Source organism: Agathobaculum sp. Marseille-P7918 (genome assembly GCF_900625105.1).
In the GTDB taxonomy this organism is placed as follows: domain Bacteria; phylum Bacillota; class Clostridia; order Oscillospirales; family Butyricicoccaceae; genus Agathobaculum.
Genome location: NZ_UYYD01000003.1, coordinates 194,865 through 220,107, shown reverse-complemented (window position 1 = coordinate 220,107; position 25,243 = coordinate 194,865). Strand labels below are relative to the sequence as shown.

Genomic DNA, 25,243 nt, shown 5'->3' with positions numbered 1-25,243 from the left:
AAATATCCCTCTCCTTTAAGATATAAAAGTTAGCGATACGGAGCAAATTTGCGGTCTTCTGATATGAAGAATTCCGCTTCCATTACAAAATTATACTCGTTCCCACGGTGATTCGCAAGCAAAAATGTGAAAAACCTTCGCTTTCCGTTCTCTTTTAGAGGATTTTTGCGTTTTTCGAGAAATAATTGTGAAATATTAAACAATATGCCCAATTGACCTCAGGTGCGGGGCTGTCCATAGAACGCAACGGCCAGCGCCTGCGGGCCGGTATTGGTGAGCACCGACGGCCCGATCGGACTGCGCAGCACCTCCTTAAACCCGATTTCCGTGCGCAGACGCTTTTCCATCTCGTCGATGCGCTCGGCCGGCACATCGCCGTAAAGCAGGAGTGCGGTCTGCTTCTCCGGCTGCACCACGCGGCTGGATACCTTGCGGATCATGCCGCTGACCAGCGCCTTTTCGCCGCGCACTTTATCACACACCTTGACCGCACCGTCGTAAACGTGGCTGATCGGTTTGAGGCCGAGCGCCTCGCCCACGAACGCCGCGCCGCCCGAAATGCGGCCGGACTTTTTCAGATGCTTCAGGCTGTACACCCCGAGGAAGGCTTCCACGCGGTTCAGGCGGCTTTTTACCACCCCGCAGATCGCCTCAAAGCTGTCGCCCTGGTCGCGCAGCTCGGCGGCCATCACCACGATATGCCCATAAACGTAGGTATACGTTGCGGAGTCAAACAGCTCGATCTGCATCGCGTCGCCCGCCTCTTCGCAGAACATATCGCGCGCCATGCACGCCGCCTGATAAGTGCCCGAGCCGTTGGCGTTGATGAGCACGCCCAGATAATGCGTGCAGCCGCGCTCGGCCGCGCGCCGATAGGAATCCAGAAAGGTCGTCGGCGTGATCATCGCGGTCGTCGGAATCTCGCGGCTGGTTTCGAGCAGCTTGCAGTACTCCTCGGGCGTGATGTCGTAGTATTCGCGAATGGTGCGTCCCTCATGCGTCAGCGTGATGGGGATGATTTCAATGCCGTGTTTTTCGACCAGCGCCTGCGGGATATCCGCGGACGAGTCGGTCATAATATGTATTTTTTCCATTTCTCTCTCCTTATCCCTGCGGAAACGGCCCGGCCAGCTTGAGGTTTTCAAAACCGGTCTGCCGCAGCGCCTCAAACACGATCACCGCCACCGAATTGGACAGGTTCAGGCTTCTTGCGCCTTCGCGCATCGGAATGCGCACGCAGCGCTCCGGATGCTCGATCAGCAGGCTTTCGGGCAGGCCGCGGGTTTCCTTGCCGAACATCAGATAGTCGCCATCGCGGTATTCCGCCTCGTGATAGGCGTGCGGCGCCTTAGTGGTCGCGTAAAAATAGCGTCCGTTCGGATTTTTCTCGAAAAATTCGTTTAGGTTTTTGTACATGCGGACATCGAGCAGATGCCAGTAATCCAGCCCCGCGCGTTTCATCCGTTTATCGTCGATCGCAAAGCCGAGCGGCTCGACCAGATGCAGCACGCAGCCCGTCGCCGCACAGGTGCGGGCGATGTTGCCGGTATTCTGCGGGATCTCCGGCTCAACCAGAACAATATGCAGCATATGTCTCTCCTCAAAATCAAAGCTCCCTTTATTTTATGCGATAACAGCACATTTTTCAAGGTATTTACCGCTTTTTCGCAAAAATAAATCCCCCGATCAGAAAAGATCGGGGGAAAATAACGCCCTGTTATGCAATTTCCGCGTAAACGCCGTAAATATAGCCCTGCTCGTCCGCCTGCTCATCGGTGAGCACTTCGCCGGTCAGCTGCGGGCCGCTGCTGTCGTCTGGGTAAGTGACGGCCAGCTTACCCGTGTGCAGCGTGAGCGTCTGCGTCTGCTGCGTGCCGTCCGTGAAGGTGACGGTGACGGTCAGGACCGCGCCGTCAAATTCGTCGATGCGCGCCTGCCACGCATCCTGCAAATCAATGTCCTGTGCCATTTCATCCGGCTTAGGCTCGCCCCAGAAACCATAGCAAGTGTTGGACGCATACGGCTCTACAAAGCCATTTTCCACGTGCCAGCTTGCTTCCACCCACCAATCGCCATCGTCGTATCCATGCACCCGAAGATCATCGGCCCCATGCGTCGGCGGATATGTGCCCTGCAAGACAGCGTCCGCATCGGATTCCTGAATATCCATGCGCAACACGCGATACAATCCGCCCTTGTCAATCGACGCACTGACCGTCTCAATATCTTCACCCGTCACCTTGAACAGGCAACCGCTGAAAAAGCCTTCCATTGAACTTTCCATGCCGCCCGACGCGATGTCGAACACGATCTTGCTGTCCTTGGGTTCCATCGTCTCACCCGTGTCTGCGGCATAGGCCACAATGCCAAACGAGTGCGCGACGGTTTCCGCGACCGCGTCCGCCGCGGGCTGGCCGCTCGTCTGCGACTTCCACACCGCCGTGCCGCCGACCACAACGGCAAACGCACACGCCGCGGCCACGACCCGCTTGGTCATACCGAACCGGCGGCGCGGCGCAACAGGCTGCGGCATATCCTGCTGCGCCTCACGGCGCGCCTGCCGCGCTGCCGCAAGCGTTTTTTGCTTCAGTTCATCGGGCGCTTTGATATCCTTCCATCGAGCCCAGTGGTTCCGGTTGTTCATCATCATTTCCCTCCAGTTCGAGCTTCAGTTTTTTGCGTGCGCGGTGCAGCCGGGTGCGCACGGTCACCGGCCGGCAGCCTACCATCTGCGCGATCTCGTCCGTGCCGTAACCCTCCACATAGTGCAGCCAAACCGCCGTGCGCAGGTCGTCCGGCAGCGCGCGCACCGCCTGCCAGAGTTCATCATGGCCGTCGTCCATGGGCGCGGCGGCATCCGGCGCCGCTTCGAGCGGCGCGGTGCGCTTGAACCACGCCGACCGGCGCAGATCGTTGCAGCAGTTGACCGTCACGCGCAGCAGCCACGCCTTGAGGTGTTCGGCATCGCGAAACCCGGTCGTGTCGCGCAGCAGCCGGAGAAAGACCTCCTGATACACGTCCTCCGCATCCGCGCGGCTGTCCAGCCGGCACAGCGCCAGCCGGTACACGGCGTCGCCGCAGCGCTCCATCGCGTCGCAAAGGAACGCGTCCGATCGCAGGTTGCTTTCCATATGGCTCTCTCCTCCTTTCTGCAAATAACACGTTGGACCGAGGGAAATTGTTCTGGCGGAACAAAAAAGAGACCGAAGTTTTTTTCTTCGGTCTCCTTGTCCTTTATTGCTGGAAAAACTCCCGCGTCTGCCGGATGTTCTCCTCGATCGCGGCGCGCAGCGCCTCGGCCGACTCAAACCGCTTTTCCGGCCGCAGGAACTTGTGCAGCTCAACGTGGATCATCTTGCCGTACAGATCGCCCGCGAAGTCCAGCAGGTGCGGCTCGATGGTCGGTGCGCCGCCGTCCACAAAGGTCGGCTTGATGCCGATGTTGGTCGCGGCGATGTAGCTCTTGTCGCCCACCAGTACGCGCGTCGCGTACACACCGTAAGGCGGCAGCGCCATTTCGGGCGGCAGCGCGAGGTTGACGGTCGGCACCTTGAGCACGCTTGTGCCCACGCGGCGGCCATGCTCGACCACGCCGGTCACGGTGTACGGGTGACCGAGGAAGCGCGCCGCGCCCTCCATGTCGCCCTGGGAGATCAGCTGCCGGATGTAGGTCGAGGAAACCACGATGCCGTCCACCTTGACGTCCTCGATGCAGTCATAGCCGATGCCGGCCTTCTTGCATTCCTCGGCCATGCCGGCGGCATTGCCCTGTCCCTTATAGCCGAAGCGGTTGTTGCGCCCCGAAATGATCCAGCGCGCGCCGAACTGCCCGATCAGCATCTTGTGAATGAAGTCGCGCCAGTCCATGTGCTGCATGTGCTCGTCAAAATGGCCGAAGATGACCTCGTCCACCCCGCCGAGCTGCTTGATCTCATCCCGGCGATAGGCGTTGGCCGTCAGCAGCGGCACCTGCCGCCCCAAAACGACCGAATCCGGGTGCACGTCAAACGTGAACACCGCGCTCGTGCCGCCGATCTGGCGGGCGCGCTCGACTGCGCGCTCCATGAGCGCTTGATGGCCCAGATGCACGCCGTCAAAATAGCCCAGCGCAATGGCACGCGGCTTTTGATATTCCTGCATAGGGTTGCCCCCTTTCCGAAAACCTGCCCACGGGCAGGTCCTGCTCTTTTATCTGAAATTCTTGTAGACGAACAGGCCCAGCCCGCCCTTATCGAGCGTGCGCACCTGTCCGAGCATGAGAAAACGATCCTTGTGATAGACGCGGCATAACGCGCCCTCGGTCTCGGGCAGTCCCGCCGCCTGCCGCGGAAACACCACCGCGCCGCGCGCGATGCGCTCGGCACCCTCGTCGGTGAGTGCCACCGCAGGATGCTCGGCAAACAGGCCGTCCACCGGCAGCAGCAGGTTCTGCACCGTACCGTCCTGCGCCGCCCGCTCGACTTCGTCGAACGTATGGCACTGCGCGAGCGGATACGCGCCCGCGCGCGTGCGCACAAGGCTGTGCATAACCGCGAGCGTGCCGAGCGTCTCGCCCAGATCGTTCACCAGCGTGCGCACATAGGTGCCCTTGCTGACAACGAGCCGCAGCGTGCCCTTCTGCGCGTCCTCGTCGTAATCCATGAGTTCGATCTCGTGCACCACGATATCGCGCGCCGGGCGCTCAACTTCCTTGCCCTTGCGGGCGAGGTCATAGAGCTTTTGCCCGTTGACCTTGACCGCCGAATACATCGGCGGCACCTGCTGCTGCGGACCGAGAAAGCGTTTGACCGCCCGCTCAACCGCATATCGCGCGGCGTAGCGCTCGCTGATTTGCAGCGTCGTTCCGGTCACGTCCTGCGTGTCCGTACTGTAGCCCAGCGTAAAGCCCGCGACGTATTCCTTGTCCTGCGCGGCGGCAAAATCCGCCGCCTTGGTCGCCCCGCCGACGAACACCGGCAGCACGCCGGTCGCGAGCGGGTCAAGCGTGCCGCCGTGGCCGATACGCCGCGTGTGCAGGATGCCGCGCAGCTTGGCCACCACGTCGTGCGAGGTAAACCCCTGCGGCTTGTCCATCAGCAGGATGCCGCAAAGCTCACTTTGCTGCATGGTACTGCTCCTGCGCAGCCGCGAGGATGGCCGCTTTTGCCTCGTCCATGCCGCAGTCAAAGCTGGCGCCGGCCGCGCGGATGTGTCCGCCGCCGCCGCACTTCTTGCAGATGGCCGATGCGTCCATTTCCTTGGTCGTGCGCACCGAAACCTTGACGGTCTTGTCCTTATTTTCGGTCAGCGTGATGCCGATCTGCACGCCCTCGATCTGACGCGTCAGCGACGCAATCGAGTCGAGGTCGTCCATATCCGCGCCCGTGCGGTCGATGTCCGCGCGCCACAGCAGCGCGACCGCGATCGCGCCGTCCTCGTAGAACTCCATCGTCTCGAAGATGATGCGCTCCATCTGGAAGCGCGGCATGGACTTGGTCTCGAACAGCGCGCGGTTGATCTCGCCGCCGTCGATGCCCGCGGTCAGGCAGGCCGCTGCGACCGCATGGGTGTGCGCGGTCGTGTTGGAGAACTTAAAGCAGCCCGTGTCGGTCGATACGCCGATATAGATGCACTCTGCAATGTCGGTCGTAAACCGTGCACCCAGCGCCATGATGACATCATACAGCACTTCGGCGCAGCCGCCCGCGTCCGGACGGATCAGGTTCTTCTTGCCGAAGCCGGGGTTCGAGCGGTGGTGGTCGATCACCAGATCGACCTTGCCTTTGTAACCCTCAGCCGTATCCGGGAACAGCTTTTCCTCCGCGATGTCGGTGGACACCACAAACTCTGGTGTGAAACCCTCCGGCGGATAGCACGGCACGATCAGCGGCATATATCGCTTGGTGATCTCCGGGTTTTCCAAAATATAGGCCGTCTTGCCGATCTGCCGCAGCGCGCGGCACAGCGCGCCCGCGCAGCCCGCGGTGTCGCCGTCCGGGCGGCGGTGGCTCAGGATGAGAATATTGTCCGCGCCTTGCAGCGCAGCAGCGGCGCCCGCAACGTCCACGGTCATTCCTCGTCCTCCCCTCCGAGCTTGCCTTCGTTTTTCAGTTCATGCAGCATTTCCGAAATGTGCGCGCCGTGGGTGATCGAGTTGTCCAGCTCAAACACCAGCTCGGGCGCATAGCGCAGCTGCACCTTATGGCCGACCTCGCGCCGCAGCCAGCCCGCGGCGGATTTCAGCCCCTTCATGACCTCTTTCGCCTGCGTCTCGCTGCCCAGCACCGAGATATAGCACTTGGCGTAGCGCAGATCGTTCGTGACCTCGCAGTGCACAACGGAAACCAGCCCGTTCTGCACGCGCGGGTCCTTGACCGAACGCATGGCCTCAGCCAGCGCCTTCATCACTTCTTCCGAAATGCGGTCGATTCGTGTAGACATTATAATTCCTCCCTTCGGTCCGGGTCCAAGGGGGACCGATCCCCCTTAGATACGAAACAAGTTCCGGGAGAAACTTGTTTCGATAACCCCCTCGCCCTTGTAAAACAAGGGCGGTTCGGGACACGCGTCCCGAAGCAGGGGTACAAAACCGAGGCAGAGCCCCGGTTTTGTGGGGAATTGAAATTGCGGCGCTGCGGCGCCGCAATCCCAAGCCGCTATTATTGTTTTACCTCTTCCATCACGAAGCACTCGATGATATCCTGCTCCTTGATGTCGTTATAGTTCTCGATGCTCATGCCGCACTCGTAGCCGGACGCCACTTCCTTGACGTCGTCCTTGAAGCGCTTAAGGGTGTTGAGGTGGCCTTCGTGGAACACGATGCCGTCACGCACCACGCGCACCTCGGCGTTGCGCTGGATCTTGCCGTCCTGCACATAGCAGCCGGCAACCGCGCCCGCACCCGTGATCTTGAACACCTGACGCACTTCGGCGTGGCCGAGCACGACTTCCTTGAACTTGGGCGCGAGAAGGCCCTTCATAGCCTGCTCCATTTCCTCGATGCAGTCGTAAATGACGCGATACATGCGCATATCGACGCCCTGCTGCTGCGCGGAATCGGTCGCGGTGCGGTCCGGACGGACGTTGAAGCCGACGATGATCGCGCCGGAGGCCGCCGCCAGCATGACGTCGGACTCGTTGATCGCACCAACGGCGCCGTGGATGACCTTGACGCGCACCTCGTCGTTCGAGAGCTTCTCGAGCGAGGAGCGGATCGCCTCGACCGAACCCTGTACGTCGGCCTTGACGATGATGTTCAGTTCCTTCATCTCGCCTTCCTGAATGGAAGCGAACAGGTTATCCAGCGTAACCTTGTGGAACTGCTTGTTGCGTTCTTCCTTTTCCTTGTCCTTGCGCTGCTCAACCAGCTCGCGCGCCATCTTCTCGTCGTCAACCGCATCAAAGATGTCGCCCGCGCCCGGCACTTCGGCAAGGCCGATGATCTCAACCGGCACAGACGGACCGGCCTGCTGAATCTTCTTGCCGTCGTCGTTGGTCATCGCACGCACACGGCCAACCGCCGTGCCCGCAATAACGGTATCGCCGGTATGCAGCGTACCGTTCTGCACGAGCAGGGTTGCCACCGGGCCGCGGCCCTTGTCGAGCTTGGCTTCGATGACCGTACCATGCGCCTTGCGGTTCGGGTTGGCCTTGAGGTCGGCCATTTCCGCGGTCAGCAGCACCATTTCGAGCAGGTTCTCAATGCCCTGACCGAACTTCGCCGAGATCTGGCACACGATCGTGTCGCCGCCCCACTCTTCGGGGACGATCTCGTACTCGGTCAGCTGCTGAAGCACGCGATCCGGGTTTGCGCCCGGCTTGTCGATCTTGTTGACCGCCACAATGATCGGCACCTTGGCCGCCTTGGCGTGGTTGATTGCCTCAATGGTCTGCGGCATAACGCCGTCGTCCGCCGCGACAACCAGAATGGCGATATCGGTGACCTGTGCGCCGCGGGCACGCATGGACGTGAACGCCGCATGGCCCGGGGTGTCGAGGAAGGTGATCTGCTTGTCGCTCACCTTAACGCGGTATGCGCCGATGTGCTGGGTGATGCCGCCGGCCTCGCCCTCGGTCACCTTGGTCTTGCGGATGGCGTCGAGCAGGCTGGTCTTGCCGTGGTCAACGTGACCCATGACAACGACGACCGGATCGCGCGGCTGCAGTTCGTCCTCGCTGTCCTCATGCTCGTCGAACAGGCGCTCTTCGATCGTGACGTGTACTTCCTTCTCGACCTTGCAGCCCATTTCCTCGGCCACGATCGCCGCGGTATCAAAGTCGATGACCTCGGAGATCGACGCCATCACGCCCAGCTTGATCAGGCCCTTGATGACGTCCGCCGCGGTGCGCTTCATGCGGGAAGCGAGTTCGCCGACCGAAATCTCATCCGGGATCATAACCTTGACCGGGATCTTCTTGAGCGCCGCCATCTGCTGCTGGCGCTGCAGGCGCTTCATCTTCTCCTGCTCCTCCTGACGGCGCTTGTTGCCGAAGGGCTTGGAGCGCTGGTCGGACTTCTTGGTCAGTTTCTGCTTTTTCGGGCCGCGGGATTCCATGCGCTCCGCCTTGGCATCGACCAGTTTATCCACATGGTCGTCGTACTTGGCGAGGTTGACGTCGCCGGTGCCGCGGGTATCGATGCGGTGCACCTGCTTGACCTTGGTGTTGGCGGGCTGCGCGGGCTTCTCGCCTTCCGGCTTTGCATCCTTCTGCGCGTTGGGCGCTGCCTGCTCCTTGGCCGGCTTCTCCGCCTTCTCCGCCTTGGCGGACGCGTTATTCGACGCCTGACGGTTCAGCATCTGCTCCAGATCCGCGACCTGATGATGCTGCGTCATATATTCAAAAATGACGCTCAGCTCCTGATCGCCGAGCACCTGCATATGGTTTTTCGGGGTCGTGCAGTACTCGGTCAGGATCTCGGTAATCTCCTTGGTGGATGCGCCGAAATCCTTGGCGACCTCGTGCACCCGATATTTATTCTCTATTGCCATGGGCAACTCCTCCTTATCGAAATTTCGATTGAAACCTCGCTTTCAATCGAGTGAGATGCGCCGCGCATCGCGCGGATGCGTCTTGCACACAGTTTTGCGCGTCGCTGCGCGGCACACAAAGCTGCTTTCTTGTATCAAAACCGTGATACATGCTCCCGGTTTTGATGGCAAACACCGCTCTGCGGGATTTGCCTATTTTGATACGCGCCTTGCGCGTGGGTTTTCGCTCGGTTTGCGCTGCGATACAGCACGGCTGCCCGTTCTGTGCGGGCGTTTGCCGCTTACGCTGCGCGGCGATGTGGGACGGCTGTTTGCACCTGCATGCGGCGGGCGCTTGCCGTTCGGCTTGCGCGAGGGCTTTTCAGCCGATTGCGCTGCTGCGGGCTGCGTCTCGCGGTCGCGGGGTTTCTTCTTGCCCCGGCGCGACTGGATGCGTGCGTTCTTTTCGCCCAGCTGCGCGGCAACCTCAGCATATTCCGGGTGCTGCGCGGAGAGCTTGCCGATCGCGGCCGCCGCCAGCCCGATGTCGCTGACCGCGCAGACGGCGCAGCCGGCTTTGCCGATCGCGGCGCCCAGTTCGTCCTTGCCGTGCGGCAGCGAAACGAAGGGGACATTCGCGCGCGCGGCATACAGCGCGGCTTTCTTTGCGGTGCTCTCGCCCGCGTCACTTGCCACCAGCACACAGCGCGCTTTGTGGTCGGCGCACAGCTGGCGCACCAGCTCGTCGCCGTAAGCCAGCTTGCCGGCGCGCCGCGCCAGCCCCAGCATACCCAGGCAGGGATCATTCGCCATGCGCACCCTCCTGTTCCATCTGCTGCTCGAGCTGGTCATAAACCTCCTCGGGCACGGTGACCGAAAGCGCGCGATCGATCGCGCGGCTCTTGCGCGCCTTTTTCAGGCACTCCGCCTTGCCGCACAGGTACGCACCGCGTCCGGGCGCCTTGCCTTTGAAATCCAGCGTGATCGCGCCCTCGGGCGAGCGCACCACGCGGATCAGTTCCCGTTTGGGAAAATGTTCGCGGCAGCCAAGGCATTGCCGCATGGGGATTTTCTTCTGCACCATATTCTGCCGCACCCCCGGAATGTTATTCGCCCTGCGATGCCGGCGCGATATCGATCTTGCAGCCGGTCAGCTTGGCGGCAAGGCGTGCGTTCTGGCCTTCCTTGCCGATCGCAAGCGACAGCTGGTCGTCCGGCACGATCACGCGGCAGGACTTGTTGTCCGCCTGCATGGTCGCGGAAATGACGTCTGCCGGCGCGAGCGCCGCGGAAACGAACTGCGCGGTGTCCTCGTTCCACTTGATGATGTCGATTTTCTCGCCGTTCAGCTCGCCCGTGATGTTGGCCACACGCGCGCCGCGCGTGCCGACGCATGCGCCGATCGGATCGACGTTTTCGTCGTGCGAAACAACCGCGATCTTGGTGCGGTTGCCCGCCTCACGCGCAATGCTCTTGACCTCGACCACACCGGAATGGATCTCCGGCACCTCAAGCTCAAACAGGCGCTTGACCAGACCCGGATGCGTGCGGGATACAACCACCTGCGGGCCGCGCGTGCCGCGGCGCACTTCGATCAGATAGACCTTAATGCGCTGGCCCTCGGTCAGTTCTTCGCCGCGCACCTGCTCGGATGCGGACAGCACCGCTTCGCTCTTCTCACCGCCGGACACCACGTCCAGATACGCATTGCCCGAACGCGGGTCGATGCGGGCGATCACGCCGGTCAGGATCTCGTGTTCCTTGCTCTCAAACTCGGAGATCACCATGCCGCGCTCCGCCTCGCGGATGCCCTGGATGATGACCTGCTTGGCGGTCTGCGCCGCGATGCGGCCGAACGACTTGGTCGGGATATCGATGTCGATGATATCGCCCACCATGGGGTTCTTCTTGTACTCCGCGGCCTCTTCCAGCGTGATTTCCTCGTACGGCTCGTAGAGGTCCTCCGCCTTGACCACGGTCTTGCGCACATACATGCGGATGGTCTTGGCCTCACGGTCCGGCTCGACAAACACATTATCGGTCATACCGTCGTTATCGCGCTTATAGGCGGTAATGAGTGCCTGGCCGACGCGGTCGAGCATGTAATCGACCGGAATGCCCTTTTCCTTTTCCAGTTGCTCCAGCGCGTCAAAAAATTCTGCGTTCACCATTTTTTCCAATCAAACTCCTTACTCATATCTCGACCGCGAGCCGAACCGCGGCAATGTCTGTGGGTTCATACACCGTGCGCTGTCCGCCGATCTCGAGCGTGACACAGCCGTTGTCGTAAGCGACCAGCGTGCCCTCGACCTGCTTTGCGCCACCGACCGGCTTATAGAAGCCGACCTCGACCGTGTGGCCGAGGAATGCCGCGAAGTGCTCGGGCTTTTTCAGCCGCCGCGACAGACCGGCCGAGGAAACGCACAGCGTATAGGACGGCATGCTGTCAAATTCCTTTTCGTCCAGCATCGGGTCGAGCGCGCGCGAAACCTGCTCGCACTGGTCGATGTTCACGCCGTCCGGATGATCGACAGTGACGGTCAGCATATACTGGCCGCCTTCCTTTTCAAATTCCACGTCCCACAGGGAAACGCCGGCCTGCTCACACAGGGGGCGAACCAGTTCTTCCACGCGGGCGACGATCTGCTTTGCCTGCAAAGCCGTCCCTCCTTCAAAAAAATACTCCAAGCAAAGCGTAAGGAGTGGCTTTCGCCACTCCTTACGGTTACTTTCTTACTGAACGTGCATAGTATATCACGTTTTCCAGCCAAATGCAAGGCATTTTCGCATTTGATCCGGATTTTTTCTAAAATTTGTTTGCTGCAAGCGCCCTTTTCCCGTCCTGCAACAAGAAAAAAGGTTATCCAGTAAGCACGCTACTGGATAACCTTTTTGGAAAAGCAGTCTTTACTTGACCAGCTCGATGATCGCCATTTCGGCAGCGTCGCCGCGGCGGGGACCGGTCTTGATGATGCGGGTGTAGCCACCGTTGCGGTTAGCATACTCCGGCGCGATCTCAGAGAACAGCTTTGCAACAACAGCTTCCTTGGTGATGAAAGCCATCGCCTGACGGCGGGAAGCCAGCGTGTTCTTCTTGCCAAGGGTAATCATCTTTTCAGCCAGCGGGCCGACTTCCTTGGCGCGGGCAACGGTGGTCTCAACCTTGCCGTTCTCCAGCAGGTAGGTCACCATCGCACGCAGCATGGCCATACGGTGATCCGTCGGACGGCCGAGCTTGCGATTGTTAGCCATTCGTGTTTACCTCCAAAATAAAGTAAAAAGGCGGCGGCGCGGCATTTCGTGCCGCCGCGTTCTGGTTCTTGTTATGACCGGTGCGGTTTGATACAAACCGTCCGGATCATTCCTCGGACTTGGCCAGATGCAGGCCCATGGCCTCCAGCTTGCCGATAACCTCTTCGAGCGACTTGCGGCCCAGGTTACGGACCTTCATCATGTCCTCTTCGGAAGTGTTGATCAGATCCTCAACGGTGTTGATGCCTGCGCGCTTGAGGCAGTTAAACGAACGCACGGAGAAGTCCAGCTCCTCGATGGTCATTTCAAGCACCTTATCGTGCTGCGCTTCAGCCTTCTCTACAACCGTGGACTTGGAGCCGATCTCCTCGGACAGGTCGACGAACAGGTCGAGGTGGTCGCGCAGGACCTTCGCGCCGAGCGAAACCGCATCGCGCGCGGTGATCGTGCCGTCGGTCCATACCTCGAGCGTGAGTTTATCATAGTCGGTCAGGTCGCGCACACGGGTGTTTTCCACCGTGTAGTTGACCTTGTAGACCGGCGTGTAGATCGAATCCACCGGAATGACCCCGATGGAGGTCTGATGCTGCTTGTTCTTCTCAGCCGGCACATAGCCGCGGCCGGAAGTCAGCGTGATCTCCATGGACAGACGCGCATCGCTCATCAGGGTCGCGATGTGCATGTCGGGATTGAGAATCTCGACCTCGCCGTCGGCATGGATATCACCGGCCTTGACTTCGCCCTCACCGGCGGCCTCAATATAGACCGTCTTGGGGCCGTCGCAGTGCAGCTTGGCGATGATGCCCTTGATGTTCAGCACGATCTCGGTGACGTCTTCCTTCACGCCCGGGATGGTGGAGAACTCATGCTGCACGCCGGCGATCTTGATGCTCGACGCTGCCGTACCGGGCAGCGAGGAGAGCAGGATGCGGCGCAGGGAGTTACCCAGCGTGGTGCCGTATCCACGTTCCAGCGGCTCTACGACGAACTTACCGTAAGAACCGTCTTCAGCGAGCTGTTCACAGTCAATGCGCGGCTTTTCGATTTCGATCATGTGGTACCCTCCTTCACGTTGGTTGGAAACTTTAGGCGGAGCAGGCATAGCAGACGCCACGCCAGCTCCAAAAGCGAGGGTCTATTATTTCGAGTACAACTCGACGATGAGGTGCTCTGCAACATCATAATCGATGTCATCGCGGGCCGGCATCGCTACGATCTTGCCCTCGAAGGAGTCCTTGGCCTTGTCGATCCACTTCGGGCAGGCCTTCTTGCCGTTCTCCTCCAGCAGGGTCTTGAACTTGGTGGAGGTGCGGGACTTCTCACGAACAGCAACAACGTCGCCCGGCTTTACCTGGAAGGACGGGATGTTGACGCGCTTGCCGTTTACGGTGAAGTGTGCATGGTTTACCAGCTGACGCGCCTCGCGGCGGGTGTTGGCAAAGCCCATGCGGAAAACAACGTTGTCCAGACGGCGCTCGAGCTCCTGCAGCAGGATCTCACCGGTGATGCCCTGCTTGCGCTCAGCCTTCTCGTAGTAAGCATGGAACTGCTTCTCGAGCACGCCGTAGATGAATTTTACCTTCTGCTTTTCAGCCAGCTGCATGCCATACTCGGACTGCTTGCGGCGGGTCTGCTTGGGCTGACGCTTGGTGGACTTGGAGTAGCCCAGAACCGCGGGGGAGAGACCAAGCGTCTTGCAGCGCTTGAGAACGGGCTGTGTATTCTTAGCCATTTATCGGTTTCCTCCTCTATTAGACTCTTCTTCTCTTGGGCGGGCGGCAGCCATTGTGCGGGATCGGGGTTACGTCCTTGATCATGGTAACCTCGAGGCCGGCAGCCTGCAGCGCACGGATCGCAGCCTCACGGCCGGAACCGGGGCCCTTAACGTAAACTTCGACAGTCTTGAGGCCGTGCTCCATCGCAGCGGCAGCAGCGGTCTCAGCCGCGGTCTGCGCAGCGAACGGAGTGGACTTACGCGAGCCGCGGAAGCCCATTTCGCCGGAGGAAGCCCAGGAAATCGCGTTGCCGTTCAGGTCGGTGATGGTAACGATAGTGTTGTTGAAAGAGGAACGGATATGAGCCGCGCCCTTTTCAATGTTCTTGCGCTCACGGCGGCGCGTACGAGTCGCGGCGCCCTTCTTCTGTACCTTAGCCATTTATACGTTCCCCTCCTTACTTCTTCTTGTTCGCAATGGTCTTCTTCGGGCCCTTGCGGGTACGCGCGTTGGTCTTGGTGCGCTGGCCGCGGACCGGCAGGCCGCGACGGTGACGCAGGCCGCGGTAGCAGCCGATTTCAACCAGGCGCTTGATATTCAGGCCAATTTCGCGGCGCAGGTCGCCCTCGACGTTGTAGTCGCGGTCGATCACTTCACGCAGCTTGGCAGCTTCTTCTTCGGTCAGGTCCTTCACGCGGGTGTCCGGATTGATACCGGTCTTCTTCAGGATCTCGTTGGACGTCTTGCGGCCAATGCCGAAGACGTAGGTCAGGCCGATCTCCACGCGCTTCTCGCGGGGAAGGTCAACACCGGCAATACGTGCCATATTTTCTATAACCTCCGATTTGTTACACTGAGGCGTGTTGGCAAACACAGTATAGGGACCGCCTCCGCCCCTGCAGCGCCGCACTCGCCGTGCGTGCTTGTCGTGTTCACGTAAACCATCATCCCGCGCCTTGACGCGCGGCAATTTATCCGAAAACGGGCAAAACCCGGTTTTCGCATTTGTTCGGAAACGGCACAGCCGTCTCCGTAAAAAGTCCCGCTTTGCCGGACTTTTTACACCTCGACTCAGGCGCCTTGGGCGCCGTCATTCGGGTATCGAAACCAAGTTTCACAGGAAGTTGGTTTCGTATATAGGGGACTTTTGAAGTCCCCTATAGGGCCGTTAGGCTCTTAGCCCTGCTTCTGCTTGTGCTTCGGGTTCTGGCAGATAACCATAACCTTGCCCTTGCGGCGGATGATCTTGCACTTCTCGCAGATCGGCTTAACAGACGGTCTTACCTTCATGACATTTTACCTCCATCAAAATTTTTGGTGGGATGGGACACCGGAAAACCGGCGACCACTGGCGCTCGGGTCACATACGCGCCTCCGCCCGCTTTGCTCTTACTTGGAACGCCAAGTAATACGACCGCGGGTCAGGTCGTAGGGCGACATCTGAACGGTGACCTTGTCGCCGGGGAGAATGCGGATAAAGTTCATGCGGAGCTTGCCCGAGATATGCGCCAGAATCTTATGGCCATTGGGCAGTTCCACCTGGAACATCGCGTTAGGCAGCGCCTCTATGACGGTACCTTCGAGTTCGATTACATCATCTTTTGACATTTACGGGAACCCTCCTAGGTCAGTTTGCGTCTTCCGCCCCCGTCCAGAGGGCGAGCGCTTTACGGATATCGCTGTTGGTCAGTCGGCCGTTTTCCAGCAGCTTGCGTTGGGTGCGTTCATCGCACCGGCCTTGGCGGCTGACATGCCGGCGGCGCTTGCGCTTCGGGTTCTCCGCCCGACGGCCGCGCCCATTGGCCAGCAGAAGAAAATCCCCCTCTTCTGCGACAACCAGCATCAGCATGCCTTGATCCCTGCCCGTCAGCGACAGGACAATGTCGGCTGTATGAGACTCTGCCATTACAGCACCTCGCCGTCGATATTGGTCATAATCTCCGGCGCTCCATCCGTGATGGCAATGGTGTTTTCGTAGTGGGCGGACAATTTGCCGTCCCTGGTCTTGACGGTCCAGCCGTCCGGCAGGACCTTGATGTCATACACACCCACGTTGACCATGGGTTCCACCGCAATGGTCATTCCGCGCTGCAAACGGAGCCCGTGGCCCGGGCGGCCGAAGTTCGGCACCTCAGGCGATTCGTGCAGGTTTTCGCCTACGCCGTGACCGACGTATGCACGCACGACCGAAAATCCGTTTTTCTCCACATACCGCTGTACGGCGGCGGAGATATCCGAAACGCGGAAGCCCTCGCGGGCAAATTTGATACCCTCATAGAAGCTCTGCCGGGTCACCTCGATCAAGCGCTTGGCCTCATCGCTGACCTCACCGCAGGGCACGGTGCAGGCACAGTCGCCGTGGAAGCCGTTGATATAAGCACCCACGTCAACCTTCACGATGTCGCCTTCCTTCACCACGCGGGTGTCCGAAGGGATGCCGTGAATGACCTCGTCGTTGATCGATACACAGGCGCTGCCGGGAAAGCCGGCATAACCGAGGAAAGAGGGCTTGCCGCCCGCATCCTCGATCGTTTTGCGGACAATCCGGTCAATTTCGCCCGTAGTGACACCGGGATGGACGGCGTCCGCCGCCGCCTTGCGCGCAATGGCGGTCAGGCGGCAGGCGACGCGCATCTGTTCGAGCTCCTGCTCAGTTTTAATGCGAATCATGGCTTACAGACCCAACGCGGCAACGGCCAGCTTCTCGGTTTCCCGAATGCCCTGCGTGCCGTCGATGCTCTTGAGCTTGCCCTGTGCTTCGTAATAGCCCTTCAGCGGCTCGGTCTGCTCATGATAGGTTTCGTGGCGACGCTTCACAACGTCCGGCTGGTCGTCGCTGCGGATGACGAGCTTGTCACCGCAGATGTCGCACACGCCTTCCACACGCGGCGGATTGGCCTCGATGTGGTAGGTGGCGCCGCAGCGCAGGCACACGCGGCGTCCGGTCATGCGCTTTGCAATCACCTCGTAGGGTACCTCGAGGGAGAGCGCACAATCGATATCGGCAATCTTGTCCAGCGCTTCCGCCTGCGGAATGGTGCGCGGGAAACCGTCGAGGATGAAGCCGCTCTTGCAGTCACGCTGCGCGATGCGCTCCTCGAGCAGGTTGATTACCAGATCGTCCGGCACAAGCTGGCCGGCGTCCATGAAGCCCTTGGCCTTCTGGCCGAGGGGGGTATTGTTCTTGATCGCCTCACGCAGGATATTGCCAGTGGAGATGCTGGGAATGCCCATCTTCTCGATCAGATAGGATGCAAGCGTTCCCTTGCCGGCGCCCGGAGCGCCCAGTAAAATCAATTTCACTTTTCATTCGCCTCCAGCATTATTCCAAGAAGCCCTTGTGATGACGCATGAGCATCTGCGCCTCCAGCTGCTTGACCGTATCAAGCGCAACGCCGACCACGATGATGACTGAGGTGCCGCCCAGCGCCACATTGGACAGCGTGGGAGAAATCGCACCTACGATCAGCGGCAGAACCGCAACGATCGCCAGGAAGATCGCACCGACGAAGGTGACCTTTGCCAGCGCCTTGGTGATGAAGTCCGAAGTCGGCTTGCCCGGACGGAAGCCCGGAATAAAGCCGCCGTTCTTCTTCAGGTTGTTGGCGATCTCGATCGGGTTGAACTGGATGGATGCGTAGAAATACGCAAACGCAAGGATCAGCAGAGCATAAACCACGATATAGAACGGGTTTGCCTGCGAGAACAGATTCATGATGTGATAGCCGACCGTGCCCGTCTCCGGCGTCCAGAACATCGAAACGGTCTGCGGCAGGGACAGGATGGACGACGCGAAGATGATCGGCATAACGCCGGACGCGTTGACCTTGATCGGCAGGTGGGTGGACTGGCCGCCGTACATCTTACGGCCAACCACACGCTTTGCGTACTGCACCGGGATACGGCGCTCCGCATTGGACATGAACACGATGAACACCACGACAGCCAGGCCGATGATGACCATCAGCGCAGCCGACAGGATGCCCTGACCGCCCGTCTGCACGAGGTTCCACAGCGTGCGCAGCAGCGACGGGCCACGGGAAACGATACCTGCGAACAGGATGATCGAGATGCCGTTGCCGATGCCGTTCTGGGTGATGTGCTCGCCCAGCCACATGATCAGCGCGGTGCCCGCGGTGAAGGTCAGGATGATGGCAGCGCCGGCCAGAGCGCCCGTGTTGGACAGGAAGCCCTGGTTGCGCAGCAGTGCGTAGTAAGAGAAGCCCTGAAGAAGGCCCAGGATAACCGCCAGATAGCGGGTCCAGGAAGCGATCTTCTTGCGGCCTTCCTCGCCGCCGTCCTTGACCATGCGCTCGAGAGCGGGGATGGCAACGGTCAGCAGCTGCAGGATGATGGACGCGTTGATATAGGGCGTGATGGACATGGCGAAGATCGTCGCACGCGACAGACCGCCGCCGGTGAACATATCCAGATAACCGAGCATCGAACCGCCGACCGCTGCCTGATTGAAATACTCAGCCAGCAGGGTGGTGTTGATGAACGGGACGGGAATGCACGAACCAAAGCGGAAGATCAGCAGGATAAACAGCGTATACAGGATCTTCTTGCGAAGTTCGGGCATATTCCAGGCGTTTTTAAGGGTTTGAAACACCTTAAATCACCTCGGCCTTTCCGCCTGCGGCTTCGATCTTCTCCTTTGCGGACGCGGAGAACGCTGCGGCCTTGACCGTCAGCTTCTTCGTCAGCGTACCATTGCCAAGGATCTTGACGCCGTCGAGAGCATTCTTGACGATGCCGGCCTCGCGCAGGGACTCTGCGGTGACCTCGGTGCCGTCTTCAAACTTCTCCAGAGCGGAAACATTGACCGGTGCGTAGGTGGTGCCGAAAATATTGTGGAAGCCGCGCTTCGGCAGACGACGTGCCAGAGGCATCTGGCCGCCTTCAAAACCGGGACGGACGCCGCCGCCCGAACGGGCCCACTGGCCCTTGTGACCGCGGCCTGCGGTCTTGCCATTGCCGGAACCAGCGCCACGGCCCTTACGATAGGCCGGCTTGGTGGAACCCGCGGCAGGCGATAATTCGTGAAGCTTCATGGGTTACGCCTCCTCTACAACTTCGAGCAGGTAACCGATCTGCTTTACCTTGCCGCGCGTCTGCGCGTTGTCCGGCTGAACGGTTACGTCGTTAATCTTCTTAAGCCCCAAAGAATGAGCGGTCGCAATGTGCTTATCCAAGCGGCCGACCAGGCTCTTTTTCAGGGTAATCTTCATGTTAGCCATTGTGAGTTACCCCTTTCTTACAGTTCTTCTACGGCTTTGCCGCGAACAGCCGCTACCTGAGCAGCGTCGCGCAGGCTCTTGAGGCCTTCCATCGTTGCGGTAACAACGTTCTGCGGGTTGTTGGAACGCAGGCACTTGGTACGAATGTCCTTGATGCCGGCAGCCTCAACGACCGCACGAACCGCACCGCCGGCGATAACGCCGGTACCGGGAGCGGCGGGCTTGAGCAGAACGCGGCCCGCGCCGAACTCACCGATCACCTCGTGCGGGATGGTGGTGCCCTTCAGCGAAATCTTAACGAGGTTCTTCTTGGCGTCCTCGATGCCCTTACGGATCGCGTCCGGAACTTCGGAAGCCTTACCGAGACCGAAACCGACCGTGCCCTTGCCGTCGCCAACTACGACCAGCGCCGCAAACTTGAAGATGCGGCCGCCCTTAACGGTCTTGGCAACGCGGTTGAGCGCTACTACGTTCTCAGAGAACTCGTCCTCGCGCTTATCGTTTCTGTTAAACTGAGCCATGTTTTACCTCCTCCCGACTTAAAACTGCAGGCCGCCCTCACGGGCGCCTTCCGCGAGTTCCTTCACGCGGCCGTGGTACAGGTAACCGCCGCGGTCAAACACGACAGTTTCGATGCCCTTGGCCTTGCAGCGCTCGGCAACCAGCATGCCAATCTTCTTGGCTGCTTCCTTGTTGCCGCCGTACTCGGTGAAGTCCTTCTCGGCAGTCGAGGCGGAAACGAGGGTAACACCGGCGACATCGTCGATGACCTGTGCATAAATGTTCTTTGCGGAACGGTAAACGTCCAGACGCGGACGCTCGGCAGTACCGCTGATCTTCGCGCGAACGCGCTTGTGGCGCTGCAGACGCGCCTTGTTGGAATCCTTCTTCGATACCATTTAAATTCGCCTCTCCTTTCCTTACTTCTTCTTCGCGCCGGTCTTGCCTTCCTTGCGGCGGACAAACTCGTCAGCGTAGCGAATGCCCTTGCCCTTGTAGGGTTCCGGCGGACGCTTCTCGCGGACTTCCGCAGCAAACTGACCGACCTTCTGCTTGTCAGGACCGGAGATAACGATCGTGTTCGGGTTCGGAACGTCGATCGTGATGCCGTCGATCTCGCTCATGGTAACCTGATGCGAGTAACCGAGGTTCATAACCAGATCCTTGCCCTGCTTTGCAACACGGTAACCAACGCCCTGTACGCTCAGTTCCTTCTTGAAGCCGTCGGTTACACCGACAACCATGTTGTGGATGAGCGAACGGGTCAGGCCGTGCAGGGCACGGTTGTGCTTGTCATCGTTCGGACGAGTGACAAGGATTTCATTTCCCTCCACCGCAACGTTCATGTTCGGATGGATTTCGCGGGTAAGGGTTGCCTTTGCGCCCTTCACCGTTACGACATGGCCGTCAACCTTGACCTCCACACCGGCCGGGATGGCAATCGGCATTCTACCAATTCGAGACATATTTTATACCTCCCCTTACCATACAAATGCGAGGACTTCGCCGCCGACATTCAGCTCGCGGGCCTTCTTGTCGGTCATGATGCCTCTCGACGTGGAAATGATGGCAATACCAAGGCCGCGGAGCACCTTCGGAAGCTCCTGAGCGCCGGCATACACACGCAGGCCGGGCTTGGAAACGCGCTTGAGGCCGGTGATGGCCTTCTGGCGGCCGTCCACATACTTGAGCGTGATGCGGATGATGCCCTGGGTGTTGCCCTCAAGGGTCTCAAAGGACTTGATATAGCCCTCATCGAGCAGGATCTGGGCAATTGCCTTCTTCATTTTGGACGCGGGTACGTCCACGCTGGCATGACGAGCATTGCCGGCGTTGCGGATACGGGTCAGCATATCCGCGATAGGATCAGTGATCTGCATAAATGCTCTCCTTTTTTAAGAAGTTTGGGGGTAGTGCAGCAATCGGAGCGGGGCTGGGTTGGGTCCCCTCTTGATTGACCTGTTTGCCTCCCACTTTTCTTTACACTGCCTGTGGCCCTTCCACGGACAGCGGCTGGGGGTACGCTGTTTTTAAGTTACAGCCGATAAGCCCGCATGGGCGGGCTATCGACTAATTATAGCATGGATTTTTGCAAATTGGCAAGCAACAAAATGCATATTTTTATAAAATATTCTGCTTTCGTTCCCGTCAAAACGCATTAAAACCCCTCCTGCCGACAGCGTTCGGCAGAATCTGCGAAAAGCGGGCGCCAAAGCGCCCGCTCTCCCATTCAAATCGACGCGCCAAAAGCGCAGTCCCAAGCAAGTCTTACCAGGAAGCCTTGCGAACGCCCGGGATCTGGCCCTTGTAAGCCAGCTCACGGAAGCAGATACGGCAGATACCGAAATCACGCAGGTAAGCGTGCGGACGGCCGCAGATCTTGCAGCGGTTGTAAGCGCGGGTAGAGAACTTCGGCTTCGCCTGCTGCTTGAGGATCATTGCCTTCTTAGCCATGTTGTTTCTCCTCCCTTACTTCTCAAACGGAGCGCCCATCAGCGTGAGCAGTTCCTTGGCTTCTTCGTCGGTGTTCGCGGTGGTGCAGATTACGATGTCCATGCCGCGGATCTTATCGATCTGATCGTAGGAAATTTCCGGGAAGATCAGCTGTTCCTTCAGGCCCAGGGCATAGTTGCCGCGGCCGTCGAACGCATCGCCGTTGATGCCGCGGAAGTCGCGGACGCGCGGCAGCGCGACGTTGAACAGACGATCGAGGAATTCCCACATACGGTCGTGGCGCAGGGTGACCTTGACGCCGACCGGCATGCCCTCGCGGAGCTTGAAGTTAGCAACCGACTTACGGGCGTGGGTGACAACCGGCTTCTGGCCGGTGATGGCTGCGATGTCGCGGACAACGGACTCAATGACCTTGGAGTTGCCATTGGCTTCCTTGCCGCAGCCGACGTTGACAACGATCTTGTCGATGGTCGGGATCTGCATCGTGCTCTTGTACTGGAACTTCTTCATCAGAGCAGGCGCAACATCCGCAGTATACTTGGCTTTCATATTCGGAACCATTTATTGCTTGCCTCCTCTTCTTAAAGCGTTTCGCCGCAGTGCTTGCACACCGTCAGCTTTGCACCGTTCTCAGCGAACTTATGCGCGGGGCGGGTCGGCTTGTCGCACTTCGGGCAGACACGCATAACCTTGCACGCACGCAGCGCGCCCTCACGCTCAATGATGCCGCCGGTTTCACCCTGACGGCGGGGCTTGGTGTGGCACTTGATCATGTTCACACCTTCGATAACTACCATGCCCTTCTTCGGGTTTACGGACAGAACCTTGCCGCGCTTGCCCTTTTCCTTGCCGGAAAGAACGACTGCGGTGTCGCCCGTCTTAACATGCAGAGTATTCATATTCTTGGCGACCTCCTTACAGTACTTCCGGAGCAAGCGACAGGATCTTCATATAGTCCTTATCGCGCAGCTCACGAGCGACAGGCCCAAAGATACGGGTGCCGCGGGGGTTTTTATCGTCACGGATGATAACGCCGGCGTTCTCGTCAAAGCGGATGTAGCTGCCATCCGCGCGGCGCAGGCCCTTGACGGTGCGGACGATGACAGCCTTGACTACGTCGCCCTTCTTTACGCCGCCGCCCGGGGTGCACTTGCGCACCGAGCAAACAACGACGTCACCGATGTTGCCATACTTGCGTGCGGAGCCGCCGAGAACACGGATTACCTTCAGTTCCTTTGCGCCGCTGTTGTCAGCTGCACGCAGAAAAGTTTCCTGCTGAACCATGTGCTCTCCTCCTTACTTTGCCTTCTCAATGACTTCGACCAGTCTCCAGCGCTTATCCTTGGACAGCGGGCGGGTCTCCATCACCTTCACCTTGTCGCCGATGCGGCACTCGTTGTTCTCGTCGTGCGCCTTCAGCTTGTAGGTGTGCGGAATAACCTTCTTATACAGAGGATGCGCAACGCGATCCTCGATAGCGACGACAATGGTCTTGTCCATCTTATCGGAAACGACCTTGCCGACACGCGTCTTGCGTAATGCTCTTTCGCTCAATTCGTTTCCCTCCTATTACGCCTTATCCGCGAGCTGCTTCTCACGGATTACGGTGTTGACACGCGCAATGTCGCGCTTGACCTCAGTGATCTTGTTGGTGTTGTCGAGCTGGTTGGTAGCGAGCTGAAGACGGAGGTTGAAGAGGTCCTTCTTCAGGTCGCCCAGCTTTGCAGCCAGTTCCTCGGCCGTCAGTTCTCTGATCTCAGATGCCTTCATCATGCTTCACCGCCATTCTTGGTCTCACGGGCAACGAACTTGGTCTTGCACGGCAGCTTGTGGCTTGCCAGACGCAGGGCCTCGCGGGCGACTTCCTCAGAAACGCCAGCGATTTCGAACAGTACGCGGCCGGGCTTGACGACCGCTACCCAGTATTCGGGCGAGCCCTTACCGGAACCCATTCGGGTCTCGGCCGGCTTCTCGGTTACCGGCTTGTCGGGGAAAATCTTGATCCAAACCTGACCGCCACGCTTGGTATAACGGGTCATGGCGATACGGGCAGCCTCGATCTGGTTCGAGGTGATCCAGCAGGGCTCGGTAGCCTGCAGGCCGTATTCACCGTTGGAAACGAAGTTGCCGCGCAGTGCCTTGCCTTTGAGGCGGCCACGATGCACGCGACGGTATTTAACTCTCTTGGGGAGCAGCATTAGCGGTTGCCTCCTTCCTGGCGGGGTGCACGACGCTCGCCACGGTTGTAGTCGCGACGGCCGCCACGACGGTCATCACGGCCACCGCGACGCTCGCGGCGCTCGAAAGCGGGCTTCGGAGCCTCGATCGAACGGCCCAGACGCGGACCGCCGTGGAGAACCTCACCCTTGTAGATCCAAACCTTAACGCCGATGCGGCCATAGGTGGTCGCGGCCTCGGCAAAGCCATAGTCGATGTCCGCACGCAGGGTCTGCAGCGGAATGGTGCCTTCATGATAGTGCTCGGTGCGAGCGATTTCCGCGCCGCCCAGACGGCCGCCGCAGGAAACCTTGATGCCCTTGGCGCCCATGCGCATTGCACGGCCCATGGACTGCTTCATCGCACGGCGGAAACCGATGCGCTTCTCGAGCTGAGCCGCGATGTTCTCGGCTACCAGGGTAGCGTTGGTATCGGGGTTCTTGATCTCGATGATGGAGCAGCGGACCTTCTTGCCGTACTTCTTGGTCAGCTCTTCTTCGAGCTTCTTGATGTCCTCGCCGCCGCGGCCGACAACCATGCCGGGACGCGCGCACTGGATCATGATCTTGATTTCGTCGTTCTTGCGCTCGATCTCGATCGCCGGAACGCCTGCGTCGTACAGACGCTTCTTCAGTTCCTTACGGATGTTGTAGTCTTCCACGAGGAGGTCGCCGAACACATTGTCCTTCGCGAACCAACGGGAATCCCAATTCTTGATAACGCCGACACGGAGACCGTTCGGATTTACTTTCTGGCCCATTGATTACCCTCCCTTATTCTCTCTCGCCAAGAACCAGCGTGATGTGCGAGGTTCTCTTGAGGATTCTGAATGCACGGCCCTGTGCACGCGGCATAACGCGCTTCATGATCGGGCCGGGACCGACGTGTACTTCCTTGACGTACAGCTTGTCGGTGTTCATGCCGTGATTGTTCTCGGCATTGGCGACTGCGCTCTTGAGGAGCTTCTCCATCGGCTCGCAGGCCGCCTTGGGGGTATTCATGATGATGGCCATCGCTTCGCCCGCATCCTTGCCGCGGATCAGATCGCAGATCAGCTTGATCTTACGCGGAGTCATGCGCACGTTGCGTACGATTGCTCTAGCTTCCATGTTTCCTTAACTCCTCCTTACTTGCCGTTATTGGAGGTCTTGCTGCCCGCGTGACCCTTGTAGGTACGGGTGGGAGCAAACTCGCCCAGCTTGTGACCAACCATGTCCTCAGTGATATACACCGGAACATGCTTGCGGCCGTCGTGCACCGCGAAGGTGTGACCGACGAACTCCGGGAAGATCGTGGAAGCGCGGGACCAGGTCTTGAGGACCTTCTTCTCGCCCTTTTCATTCATTTCAACGACTCTTTTGATAAGCTCAGGAGCCACAAAAGGGCCCTTCTTGACACTTCTGCCCATATTACGTTA

General features: G+C 59.4%; 40 protein-coding genes. All 40 read right to left on the bottom strand.

The features are described from left to right. Positions 1-218: 218 nt before the first annotated feature. Positions 219-1,094, bottom strand: coding sequence for a DegV family protein (locus EJL02_RS07285; RefSeq protein WP_125115752.1), 876 nt, complete (start codon positions 1,092-1,094; stop codon positions 219-221). Positions 1,095-1,104: 10 nt separating this feature from the next. Further along, a complete protein-coding gene (gene trmL, locus EJL02_RS07280) occupies positions 1,105-1,590 on the bottom strand; it encodes a tRNA (uridine(34)/cytosine(34)/5-carboxymethylaminomethyluridine(34)-2'-O)-methyltransferase TrmL (RefSeq protein WP_125115751.1) in 486 nt (161 codons plus the stop codon). Positions 1,591-1,717: 127 nt separating this feature from the next. After that, entirely contained in the window at positions 1,718-2,644 is a 927-nt protein-coding gene (locus EJL02_RS07275) for a hypothetical protein (RefSeq protein ID WP_125115750.1), read from the bottom strand. Continuing rightward, entirely contained in the window at positions 2,592-3,131 is a 540-nt protein-coding gene (locus EJL02_RS07270; protein ID WP_125115749.1) for an RNA polymerase sigma factor, read from the bottom strand. The genes EJL02_RS07275 and EJL02_RS07270 overlap by 53 nt, the downstream gene beginning before the upstream one ends. Before the next feature lie 103 nt (positions 3,132-3,234). Next, on the bottom strand, positions 3,235-4,140 hold the full coding sequence (ribF, locus tag EJL02_RS07265) for a riboflavin biosynthesis protein RibF (protein ID WP_125115748.1): 906 nt from the start codon (positions 4,138-4,140) through the stop codon (positions 3,235-3,237). Between the two features lie 48 nt (positions 4,141-4,188). Then, on the bottom strand, positions 4,189-5,106 hold the full coding sequence (gene truB / locus EJL02_RS07260; RefSeq protein WP_125115747.1) for a tRNA pseudouridine(55) synthase TruB: 918 nt from the start codon (positions 5,104-5,106) through the stop codon (positions 4,189-4,191). After that, on the bottom strand, positions 5,093-6,052 hold the full coding sequence (locus EJL02_RS07255; protein ID WP_125115746.1) for a DHH family phosphoesterase: 960 nt from the start codon (positions 6,050-6,052) through the stop codon (positions 5,093-5,095). The genes truB and EJL02_RS07255 overlap by 14 nt, the downstream gene beginning before the upstream one ends. Beyond that, complete coding sequence (rbfA, locus tag EJL02_RS07250; protein ID WP_125115745.1) at positions 6,049-6,420, bottom strand: 30S ribosome-binding factor RbfA; 372 nt, start codon at positions 6,418-6,420, stop codon at positions 6,049-6,051. The genes EJL02_RS07255 and rbfA overlap by 4 nt, the downstream gene beginning before the upstream one ends. Before the next feature lie 218 nt (positions 6,421-6,638). Continuing rightward, positions 6,639-8,969, bottom strand: a complete 2,331-nt coding sequence (gene infB / locus EJL02_RS07245) for a translation initiation factor IF-2 (RefSeq protein WP_125115744.1) — start codon at positions 8,967-8,969, stop codon at positions 6,639-6,641. 192 nt (positions 8,970-9,161) lie between these two features. Next, positions 9,162-9,761, bottom strand: a complete 600-nt coding sequence (locus tag EJL02_RS07240) for a L7Ae/L30e/S12e/Gadd45 family ribosomal protein (protein ID WP_125115743.1) — start codon at positions 9,759-9,761, stop codon at positions 9,162-9,164. Further along, the gene (gene rnpM, locus EJL02_RS07235; RefSeq protein WP_125115742.1) at positions 9,751-10,032 is read right to left on the bottom strand and encodes an RNase P modulator RnpM; all 282 of its coding nucleotides are present in this window, start codon (positions 10,030-10,032) and stop codon (positions 9,751-9,753) included. Before rnpM ends, EJL02_RS07240 begins: the two co-directional genes overlap by 11 nt. 22 nt (positions 10,033-10,054) lie before the next feature. Further along, positions 10,055-11,119: a transcription termination factor NusA gene (gene nusA, locus EJL02_RS07230; protein ID WP_125115741.1), complete on the bottom strand. Its 1,065-nt coding sequence runs from the start codon at positions 11,117-11,119 to the stop codon at positions 10,055-10,057. Between the two features lie 22 nt (positions 11,120-11,141). Continuing rightward, positions 11,142-11,606, bottom strand: a complete 465-nt coding sequence (rimP, locus tag EJL02_RS07225) for a ribosome maturation factor RimP (RefSeq protein WP_164510334.1) — start codon at positions 11,604-11,606, stop codon at positions 11,142-11,144. Between the two features lie 249 nt (positions 11,607-11,855). Beyond that, a complete protein-coding gene (gene rplQ / locus EJL02_RS07220) occupies positions 11,856-12,200 on the bottom strand; it encodes a 50S ribosomal protein L17 (RefSeq protein WP_125115739.1) in 345 nt (114 codons plus the stop codon). A gap of 106 nt (positions 12,201-12,306) precedes the next feature. Beyond that, a complete protein-coding gene (locus EJL02_RS07215; RefSeq protein WP_125115738.1) occupies positions 12,307-13,254 on the bottom strand; it encodes a DNA-directed RNA polymerase subunit alpha in 948 nt (315 codons plus the stop codon). A gap of 84 nt (positions 13,255-13,338) precedes the next feature. Further along, positions 13,339-13,932, bottom strand: a complete 594-nt coding sequence (rpsD, locus tag EJL02_RS07210) for a 30S ribosomal protein S4 (protein WP_125115737.1) — start codon at positions 13,930-13,932, stop codon at positions 13,339-13,341. 19 nt (positions 13,933-13,951) lie between these two features. Further along, entirely contained in the window at positions 13,952-14,356 is a 405-nt protein-coding gene (rpsK, locus tag EJL02_RS07205) for a 30S ribosomal protein S11 (RefSeq protein ID WP_031472201.1), read from the bottom strand. A 16-nt stretch (positions 14,357-14,372) separates the two neighbouring features. Beyond that, complete coding sequence (gene rpsM / locus EJL02_RS07200; RefSeq protein WP_125115736.1) at positions 14,373-14,741, bottom strand: 30S ribosomal protein S13; 369 nt, start codon at positions 14,739-14,741, stop codon at positions 14,373-14,375. A 350-nt stretch (positions 14,742-15,091) separates the two neighbouring features. Then, entirely contained in the window at positions 15,092-15,205 is a 114-nt protein-coding gene (gene rpmJ / locus EJL02_RS07195; protein WP_031472205.1) for a 50S ribosomal protein L36, read from the bottom strand. A gap of 99 nt (positions 15,206-15,304) precedes the next feature. Beyond that, positions 15,305-15,523 (bottom strand): translation initiation factor IF-1, encoded by a 219-nt coding sequence (gene infA, locus EJL02_RS07190; RefSeq protein ID WP_125115735.1) that lies wholly within the window; start codon positions 15,521-15,523, stop codon positions 15,305-15,307. A 19-nt stretch (positions 15,524-15,542) separates the two neighbouring features. Further along, the gene (locus tag EJL02_RS07185; RefSeq protein ID WP_125115734.1) at positions 15,543-15,764 is read right to left on the bottom strand and encodes a hypothetical protein; all 222 of its coding nucleotides are present in this window, start codon (positions 15,762-15,764) and stop codon (positions 15,543-15,545) included. 56 nt (positions 15,765-15,820) lie between these two features. Then, positions 15,821-16,585, bottom strand: coding sequence for a type I methionyl aminopeptidase (gene map, locus EJL02_RS07180; protein WP_125115733.1), 765 nt, complete (start codon positions 16,583-16,585; stop codon positions 15,821-15,823). A gap of 3 nt (positions 16,586-16,588) precedes the next feature. Continuing rightward, positions 16,589-17,218 (bottom strand): adenylate kinase, encoded by a 630-nt coding sequence (locus tag EJL02_RS07175; RefSeq protein ID WP_125115732.1) that lies wholly within the window; start codon positions 17,216-17,218, stop codon positions 16,589-16,591. Between the two features lie 19 nt (positions 17,219-17,237). Continuing rightward, positions 17,238-18,527: a preprotein translocase subunit SecY gene (gene secY, locus EJL02_RS07170; RefSeq protein WP_125115731.1), complete on the bottom strand. Its 1,290-nt coding sequence runs from the start codon at positions 18,525-18,527 to the stop codon at positions 17,238-17,240. A 1-nt stretch (position 18,528) separates the two neighbouring features. Then, positions 18,529-18,969 carry a 50S ribosomal protein L15 gene (gene rplO, locus EJL02_RS07165; RefSeq protein ID WP_125115730.1) on the bottom strand — a complete coding sequence of 147 codons (441 nt, stop codon included), beginning with the start codon at positions 18,967-18,969 and terminating at the stop codon, positions 18,529-18,531. A gap of 3 nt (positions 18,970-18,972) precedes the next feature. Further along, positions 18,973-19,155, bottom strand: coding sequence for a 50S ribosomal protein L30 (rpmD, locus tag EJL02_RS07160; protein WP_031472218.1), 183 nt, complete (start codon positions 19,153-19,155; stop codon positions 18,973-18,975). Between the two features lie 17 nt (positions 19,156-19,172). After that, positions 19,173-19,676 carry a 30S ribosomal protein S5 gene (rpsE, locus tag EJL02_RS07155; protein WP_054326956.1) on the bottom strand — a complete coding sequence of 168 codons (504 nt, stop codon included), beginning with the start codon at positions 19,674-19,676 and terminating at the stop codon, positions 19,173-19,175. Between the two features lie 18 nt (positions 19,677-19,694). Further along, positions 19,695-20,054, bottom strand: coding sequence for a 50S ribosomal protein L18 (gene rplR, locus EJL02_RS07150; protein ID WP_125115729.1), 360 nt, complete (start codon positions 20,052-20,054; stop codon positions 19,695-19,697). A gap of 21 nt (positions 20,055-20,075) precedes the next feature. Next, entirely contained in the window at positions 20,076-20,621 is a 546-nt protein-coding gene (gene rplF, locus EJL02_RS07145) for a 50S ribosomal protein L6 (protein WP_125115728.1), read from the bottom strand. 15 nt (positions 20,622-20,636) lie between these two features. Next, the gene (rpsH, locus tag EJL02_RS07140) at positions 20,637-21,035 is read right to left on the bottom strand and encodes a 30S ribosomal protein S8 (protein WP_125115727.1); all 399 of its coding nucleotides are present in this window, start codon (positions 21,033-21,035) and stop codon (positions 20,637-20,639) included. A 388-nt stretch (positions 21,036-21,423) separates the two neighbouring features. Beyond that, on the bottom strand, positions 21,424-21,609 hold the full coding sequence (locus tag EJL02_RS07135; RefSeq protein WP_125115726.1) for a type Z 30S ribosomal protein S14: 186 nt from the start codon (positions 21,607-21,609) through the stop codon (positions 21,424-21,426). A gap of 15 nt (positions 21,610-21,624) precedes the next feature. Continuing rightward, positions 21,625-22,170 carry a 50S ribosomal protein L5 gene (gene rplE, locus EJL02_RS07130; protein ID WP_125115725.1) on the bottom strand — a complete coding sequence of 182 codons (546 nt, stop codon included), beginning with the start codon at positions 22,168-22,170 and terminating at the stop codon, positions 21,625-21,627. A 20-nt stretch (positions 22,171-22,190) separates the two neighbouring features. Further along, the gene (gene rplX / locus EJL02_RS07125; protein WP_125115724.1) at positions 22,191-22,508 is read right to left on the bottom strand and encodes a 50S ribosomal protein L24; all 318 of its coding nucleotides are present in this window, start codon (positions 22,506-22,508) and stop codon (positions 22,191-22,193) included. A gap of 16 nt (positions 22,509-22,524) precedes the next feature. After that, the gene (gene rplN, locus EJL02_RS07120) at positions 22,525-22,893 is read right to left on the bottom strand and encodes a 50S ribosomal protein L14 (RefSeq protein WP_054326962.1); all 369 of its coding nucleotides are present in this window, start codon (positions 22,891-22,893) and stop codon (positions 22,525-22,527) included. A 12-nt stretch (positions 22,894-22,905) separates the two neighbouring features. Further along, positions 22,906-23,163 carry a 30S ribosomal protein S17 gene (gene rpsQ / locus EJL02_RS07115; protein ID WP_031475647.1) on the bottom strand — a complete coding sequence of 86 codons (258 nt, stop codon included), beginning with the start codon at positions 23,161-23,163 and terminating at the stop codon, positions 22,906-22,908. Between the two features lie 15 nt (positions 23,164-23,178). Then, complete coding sequence (rpmC, locus tag EJL02_RS07110) at positions 23,179-23,379, bottom strand: 50S ribosomal protein L29 (protein ID WP_031475649.1); 201 nt, start codon at positions 23,377-23,379, stop codon at positions 23,179-23,181. Continuing rightward, positions 23,379-23,807: a 50S ribosomal protein L16 gene (rplP, locus tag EJL02_RS07105; protein WP_125115723.1), complete on the bottom strand. Its 429-nt coding sequence runs from the start codon at positions 23,805-23,807 to the stop codon at positions 23,379-23,381. Before rplP ends, rpmC begins: the two co-directional genes overlap by 1 nt. Next, on the bottom strand, positions 23,807-24,586 hold the full coding sequence (gene rpsC / locus EJL02_RS07100; protein WP_125115722.1) for a 30S ribosomal protein S3: 780 nt from the start codon (positions 24,584-24,586) through the stop codon (positions 23,807-23,809). The genes rplP and rpsC overlap by 1 nt, the downstream gene beginning before the upstream one ends. Before the next feature lie 13 nt (positions 24,587-24,599). Beyond that, positions 24,600-24,935 (bottom strand): 50S ribosomal protein L22, encoded by a 336-nt coding sequence (gene rplV / locus EJL02_RS07095; RefSeq protein WP_125115721.1) that lies wholly within the window; start codon positions 24,933-24,935, stop codon positions 24,600-24,602. Between the two features lie 17 nt (positions 24,936-24,952). Then, the gene (rpsS, locus tag EJL02_RS07090) at positions 24,953-25,234 is read right to left on the bottom strand and encodes a 30S ribosomal protein S19 (RefSeq protein ID WP_125115720.1); all 282 of its coding nucleotides are present in this window, start codon (positions 25,232-25,234) and stop codon (positions 24,953-24,955) included. Positions 25,235-25,243: the final 9 nt, after the last annotated feature.